General features: G+C 56.0%; 7 protein-coding genes and 1 pseudogene. 6 read left to right on the forward strand and 2 right to left on the reverse strand.

Annotated elements, in window-relative coordinates:
* Nucleotides 1-341: 341 nt before the first annotated feature.
* A complete protein-coding gene (locus E8A46_RS22810; protein WP_291566100.1) occupies nucleotides 342-1,400 on the reverse strand; it encodes a helix-turn-helix domain-containing protein in 1,059 nt (352 codons plus the stop codon).
* A 216-nt stretch (nucleotides 1,401-1,616) separates the two neighbouring features.
* Between E8A46_RS22810 and E8A46_RS22815 the strand changes: the two genes are divergently transcribed.
* The 3 genes from E8A46_RS22815 to E8A46_RS22825 all read left to right on the forward strand — a co-directional run bounded on the left by E8A46_RS22815 (nucleotide 1,617) and on the right by E8A46_RS22825 (nucleotide 3,075).
* Entirely contained in the window at nucleotides 1,617-1,781 is a 165-nt protein-coding gene (locus E8A46_RS22815; protein WP_291566103.1) for a DUF3309 family protein, read from the forward strand.
* Between the two features lie 104 nt (nucleotides 1,782-1,885).
* Nucleotides 1,886-2,224: a low affinity iron permease family protein gene (locus tag E8A46_RS22820; protein ID WP_291566105.1), complete on the forward strand. Its 339-nt coding sequence runs from the start codon at nucleotides 1,886-1,888 to the stop codon at nucleotides 2,222-2,224.
* 422 nt (nucleotides 2,225-2,646) lie between these two features.
* Nucleotides 2,647-3,075 (forward strand): hypothetical protein, encoded by a 429-nt coding sequence (locus E8A46_RS22825; RefSeq protein ID WP_291566107.1) that lies wholly within the window; start codon nucleotides 2,647-2,649, stop codon nucleotides 3,073-3,075.
* A gap of 2 nt (nucleotides 3,076-3,077) precedes the next feature.
* Here E8A46_RS22825 and E8A46_RS22830 read toward each other — a convergent pair whose 3' ends face one another.
* Nucleotides 3,078-3,281, reverse strand: coding sequence for a hypothetical protein (locus tag E8A46_RS22830; protein WP_291566113.1), 204 nt, complete (start codon nucleotides 3,279-3,281; stop codon nucleotides 3,078-3,080).
* 431 nt (nucleotides 3,282-3,712) lie between these two features.
* Between E8A46_RS22830 and E8A46_RS22835 the strand changes: the two genes are divergently transcribed.
* The 3 genes and pseudogenes from E8A46_RS22835 to E8A46_RS30495 all read left to right on the forward strand — a co-directional run.
* Complete coding sequence (locus tag E8A46_RS22835; RefSeq protein ID WP_291566111.1) at nucleotides 3,713-4,963, forward strand: MFS transporter; 1,251 nt, start codon at nucleotides 3,713-3,715, stop codon at nucleotides 4,961-4,963.
* Between the two features lie 345 nt (nucleotides 4,964-5,308).
* Nucleotides 5,309-5,803: pseudogene (locus E8A46_RS22840) on the forward strand (NAD-dependent malic enzyme); the annotation flags it as partial.
* The coding region (locus E8A46_RS30495; RefSeq protein ID WP_363252364.1) for an integrase core domain-containing protein at nucleotides 5,781-5,929 on the forward strand (149 nt) is incomplete at its 3' end. The pseudogene E8A46_RS22840 and the gene E8A46_RS30495, both read left to right, overlap by 23 nt.

Raw genomic sequence — 5,929 nt, forward strand, 5'->3', positions numbered from 1 at the left:
CTCGGAAAAATAATACTTCGAAAACGAGCCGCATAATGAAGAGCGTGCGAGCAACGAGCTAGCCGATCCGGCCGAATACCGACAACACACTGAGTTCGTTGTGATTCTGTTGTCGGGCAAGTAGCGTGATGTCGAGATCGCTCGAAGCCCGTTGGTAGGAAATGCCGAATGGGCCAAAAATCTTCGCATATGAGAAAAAAATCCCTGAGTGACAGTGGTACCGGTCCGAGACGCGACGAAACGGTAGTGATTGCACCACCCCCACCCCTTGGAGCTCTCCGCTGCCATGCTCCGAGCAACGCGCTGTGTCCGAATCCTTAAGCCGAAACTTACCATCCCCCTCACGGCGGTTGCGCACGCCGAATGGCGAACGCCGCGCTTGCAAGCGTAGCATCGTCGAGCCGGCCTTGCCGCTCCAAAGTGGTCAGATATGCGCGTTGAGCATCGCTCATTCCGCCCAAAATGAGCCAACCGTCATCACCGATGCGGAGAGCTATGCGGTTTTGAACGACCTCCGATCCTTCTTGCTTCCTTTGGAAAGCCCGCAGTCTTTCAGATGCAGCGGTGGTCATGTTTGAGTGTGATGGTTCAAATGAAGGTTCTAATGAAGGTTTAAGCCGCAAGCTTTGCGGCCCGGGTGGCGTGCTGGTTGCGGCACGGCCAGGCCGCAAGTCCGGATTTGCCCCTGTAACGCATACAGGGTCAGGTCCGCGTTTTTCGGCTCGTGACCTGGGCGGGTTTTCATGCTCTGACCGCAACGACAATTTATAGCGGTAGCCCTGCCACTGGCCGCGCCGCTTTGGCATACGTTCGCGCTCGATTACCCCTAGGTTCTGGAGTTTCTTGAGTTGGCGCTGGACGGTATCGACCGACTGTTCGGTCCCTCGTGCCAGGGTCTCTTGCGATGGCCAGCAGACGCCGCTCTCGTCGGCGTAGTTTGCGAGGACCATCAAAAGAACCTTTCGCGCTGGCGATCCCGTAATCCGCCCCTCGTTTGCAATTTGCGCCGCAAGGTGCGCACTGAACTGTGATTGACCGCCGGGACGCTTGAGAAACACCACCAGCCGACGAGCGACCATCAATGCGAGGTCGTGTCCGTGATCGTCCTCGATTAGCTTCAATGCGAGATCGATTCCGGCTGTAACGCCGGCTCCCGTATAAAGTGAGCCATCTTTGACATAAATCTGGTCCGGCACGACTTTGGCTGCCGGGAAGCGTTCGGCGATTTCTGTCGCGTGTTGCCAGTGCGTCGTCGCATTCAACCCGTGAAGCAGGCCCGCGGCGCCGAGAAAACAAGCCCCGGTGCATACCGAGCCATATCTCCGCGCCTTCGGCGCGCGGCGGCGCAGCCATGCGTGAAAATCCCCGCTCGAATAAGCGAGTTCGAAGTTGTGACGCACCTCGTCAACAGGGGTTCCATCGATTTCCCCGGGGGCAGAGGGTAAGCTACTCTCGACTCATCCGATTTGCGGCTGATATCATCCAAGGGGATAAGTCGTAAATCTTGCAGCGGGCGCTGGTCAAGTGGCCTCAAACGACGACAAATGTTCCGTCAGTTCTCAATAGACGACCTGCCGACTCGGCGGGGCGTTTTGCCAAAAACTTGGAGATCGAAAATGTCGATAGGGACGATCATTCTCATCATATTGGTCATGGCTTTGCTTGGTGGCTTTAGCGGCATTGGCGGCGGCCCTTTTTATGGCACCGGCTACTACGGGGGCGGCGGACTCGGGTTAGTCATCGTCGTCCTCGTAATTCTGTTGCTAATGGGTCGGCTATAAAATGTTGAACGGTTCGCATCGGCGGGATTATTTTGGACATGAAGGCCCGGTATCATGCCGGGCCTTTTCAATTTGCATTGAGAATTCTTTGAAACAATAACGATATGGAAATCGGAAAGAAGCATTGGACCACGGCGGTAGGCCAAGCGGCAGGACATCGTGCTGCTTTCGCAGTTGTAATTCTCTACGCATTGCTGTGGCTGACCTTCGACGCTGCCACCTTCGATTGGAACGCTGTCGCAACGTTGGCGGTATGGGTCATGACCCTGTTTATCCAGCGGTCAAATCGGCGAGACACCCTAGCCCTTCATGCAAAGTTGGATGAACTGCTGCGGGTGGATAGTGATGCACGACCCGAACTTACCCGTCTTGACGAACAGGAACCCGAAGACATTGAACAACACCGTGATACGGAAGTTTGCAAAACTTCAGCGGAAAAATAGCCTTCAAAGTTGCCGCAACTAGATCAGCACGTTTTCCAAATCACGCCGACACATCACTCGGCCCCGCCAGAAGATGAGGCAGTATCAACTTGCCGGGCACCGCGAGAGATGATGGTTCACGCGACAAAACCCCGCCCGGCTGTTATACCGGCGGGGTTAAAGGTTCACACACCCATCCAGCGGCCAGAGAGAGGAGGAAGAAAAACCGCCGGACAAAGTGAACGTACTTGAATCGACAACTTCCACAAGCATCATTAGCGCGGGGCGGCTATCCGATTCCGTTGCGACTTCGGGTTCAGCTTATCTAATCGGCAAAGCAGGGTTCCATCTATTTCCCCGGGGGGCAGAGGGTACGCCACTCTCGACTCATCCGATTTGCGGCTGGTATCATCCAAAGTCATGTCAGTCGGATAGGCTTTGTAATGAATGAGTCGACGAGAAAGCGCGACCTGCTAATCGAAGAGACCTTGGCATTTGTTCAAGGGGTCGCAGCTGATGCACCTAAGACAATTGATTTACCGAAACCAGTTGTGCCGTCGGTGCCGCGTCCTTTCGTAGCCGAAGTACCCACCACGAAAAGCAGACTCGATATGGAACGCGCCGTGATTCAGAGGCGCGTTGCCAATTTCAAGGCGAACCAGGAAAAATTTCAGCAAGAACGCGAGGAATATTACGCGAAGACGATAGCGGATGCCCGCGCCACCCAATGGACCCCGCGAAGCCGCAACATACTGACATCGGCAAAGCCCACGACGGATGATGCAAAGGACAGTTCCGGCGTCGTACCAAAGACGATTACTGAACTTACAATCGGGCCTCGAACGACCACTCTGCCGCCAAACAGTCCGTAATTCTAAAGCGCCTTCTCACCACGTAATCCCATGCCGATGGCCTTGTAATCATAGGTCGGGTAGAACTCCGTTCGATAGCTGCCCCATGCGGTGGTCTCAAGAACGCGGTTGACTTCACGGAGTCGAGTGGCTGGAAGCCGAAGCGTGATGATTTGACCGATGCAGTACCCTTCGCTGTGGACGCACTCCTCGGGAACGATCTTCATGCCGATACGCTTATGCCATGCTCCGGAAAAAATAAGCAGCAACATTGGATAGCTGAGGCCGCTACAAACGATGAGGAAACTTCATCTGTAATGTTTCATTGTATTCATTGCATAGCTAGACGCGATCTTAACGCTAGGCTTAATGCCACAGTGAAACTGTATAGAATTGCTCACATTGAGTGGTGAACGGCCGCGCCGCAATAAGAGTCTGAACGCGTTAGGTGGCGTCCTGGACAGCTTAAAGACAAACGGCCTCAGGAGGTTACGTACTTTCTGCGCTGAGTTCATCCCTGTCTCGCGAAGAGAGCAATTTTGCTCAGACTTCAGAAACCCCCCCTGTGTAGTCTGTCGAAAATCTTAGTTGGACATATTCAATGTCCACCGGCGACATTTTGGGAGGGCGTTTGTTATACGCCGTGAAAGAAGCGGAAATGCCTGATCCACCCTCGGGATGGTCCAGCACGCAACGAAAAGTCGTGTTGGCTTGCTATCTTGGTTGGACGTTGGATGCGTTCGATTTCTTTCTTCTGGTCTTTGTGCTCAAAGACATTGCCGCTGAATTCCACACCGAGATCGGTGACGTTACCATTGCCATCCTGCTTACTTTGGCTATGCGGCCGCTCGGCGCCTTCCTGTTCGGGCGCGCGGCTGATCGCTACGGCCGTCGGCCGACTCTCATGGTCAACGTCGTGCTCTATTCGCTTCTCGAATTCGCGTCCGGGTTCGCGCCGAGTCTCAGCGTGCTGATCGTGTTGCGCGCCCTCTACGGTATCGCCATGGGGGGTGAGTGGGGGGTGGGCGCTTCGCTCGCCATGGAGACGATTCCGTCCCGGTCGCGCGGCTTTGTGTCGGGGCTTTTGCAAGCGGGTTATCCGAGCGGTTACCTCATTGCGTCGGTCGTCTATGCAACTCTGTTTCCGCTCATCGGTTGGCGCGGCATGTTCATGATCGGGGTGCTCCCTGCGCTTCTGGTTCTCTATATTCGCCGCGCCGTGCCGGAATCACCAAGCTGGCAGCGCACCGCGTCGTCCGAAGGCGGGACGCTCTCCGTGTTGCGTTCGCATTGGAAGCTCGGCCTCTATGCGGTGCTGTTGATGACCGCTTTTAACTTCTACAGCCATGGCACGCAGGACCTCTATCCAACATTCCTTCAAGTTCAGCACCATCTCTCGCCGACGGTCGTCGGTACTATTGCGGTAATCTACAATGTAGGGGCGATCCTCGGCGGGATTTTTTTTGGAATGCTGTCGCAGCGCATCGGACGGCGGCGCGCCATTGTCCTTGCCGCCGTCATCTCGCTGCCGATCGTGCCACTGTGGGCGTTTTCGACAACGCCAATATTTCTGGCGATCGGCGCGTTCCTGATTCAATTCATGGTCCAGGGTGCTTGGGGGGTAATACCGGTCCACCTCAACGAGCTCTCTCCCGAGGGCGCGCGGGGCACGTTCCCCGGTTTCGTCTATCAGCTCGGTAATCTGCTCGCCTCCGGAAACGCGACGATGCAGGCGGCGATCGCGGTTCATTACGGCAATGATTACGCATTCGCGCTGATGCTCGTCGCGGTGACTGTCGCAATCATCATCGCGGCTATGACCTGGTTCGGCGTCGAGGCCAAGGATGTGACCTTCGGCCGGGGCCGGCTCCGGGCCGCCGCCCCGCCTCCCGAGAAGTGCGCGGCTTGATACTGCTGGGCGACTTATCCGATGTCAGGTCGGAGCATGCTAGTGCGCGCGGATTGCTTCTTTGACGAGCAGGCGCACTTGTTGATCTCTGATTGGGGCACCTGACAAAGTCGGAAGAGCTCAGCCGCCGCTGCAGCGTCTCTTTCTCGTTCGTGGTGGTCTCTGGTCATGGAACGCGTGTATGTCGTCTAACTCACTTGTGAGGAAGGTTCCCAGTTGCAGCAATTATCAGAGCACCCCACTATTGCCGAGCTTACGACTGTCACGACGTCGCTCTCCGGCTACCAACTTCTCGCCGATCCCCTCCTGAACAAGGGTACAGCCTTCACCGAGGCCGAGCGGAGCATGTTTGATCTTCATGGTCTGTTGCCGCCAAACATCGGCGTGCTCGACGAGCAAATCTCGCGTCGTCTCCATGCGCTTCGCAGCTTCAAGACGGACCTTGAGCGCTATTCATTCCTGCGAGGGCTGCACGACGCCAACGAGACACTGTTCTTTGCGCTCATGGTGAAGAATATTGAGGAACTGTTGCCGATTGTCTACACACCAACAATCGGCGCCGGTTGCCAGCAATTCAGCCGTTTGTTCCGGAAACCGCGCGGCTTATTTCTGAGCCTTCCGCACAAAACGAAGCTCAAGACAATTTTGGACAACCCGCATTTCGACCGGGTCGAGGCGATCGTCGTGACAGACGGCGAACGTATCCTTGGACTTGGCGACCAGGGCGCCGGCGGCATGGGTATCCCGCTGGGCAAGCTCGCGCTCTACTCCGCCTGCGGAGGAATTCATCCAGCGACGACGCTGCCAATTATGCTTGATGTTGGCACCGACAATCCCGAATGCCTTCAGTCCGTGCAACACTACCGCACCGGCCTCGCCTTGGCAGAATGGCTTTGCCGAACGGCTGATCGGATCGATCCGGCGTGAGTGTGTGGACCACATCATTGTCTTGGGCGAGATGCATTT

The sequence above is a fragment of the Bradyrhizobium sp. genome, assembly GCF_004799445.1.
GTDB lineage: Bacteria > Pseudomonadota > Alphaproteobacteria > Rhizobiales > Xanthobacteraceae > Bradyrhizobium.

Bases quoted from the DNA above. Each gene is read 5' to 3' on its own strand.
- E8A46_RS22835 (WP_291566111.1), top strand. From the start codon at position 3,713: ATGCCTGATCCACCCTCGGGATGGTCCAGCACGCAACGAAAAGTCGTG.
- E8A46_RS22830 (WP_291566113.1), bottom strand. From the start codon at position 3,281: ATGAAGATCGTTCCCGAGGAGTGCGTCCACAGCGAAGGGTACTGCATC.
- E8A46_RS22825 (WP_291566107.1), top strand. From the start codon at position 2,647: ATGAATGAGTCGACGAGAAAGCGCGACCTGCTAATCGAAGAGACCTTG.
- E8A46_RS22820 (WP_291566105.1), top strand. From the start codon at position 1,886: ATGGAAATCGGAAAGAAGCATTGGACCACGGCGGTAGGCCAAGCGGCA.
- E8A46_RS22815 (WP_291566103.1), top strand. From the start codon at position 1,617: ATGTCGATAGGGACGATCATTCTCATCATATTGGTCATGGCTTTGCTT.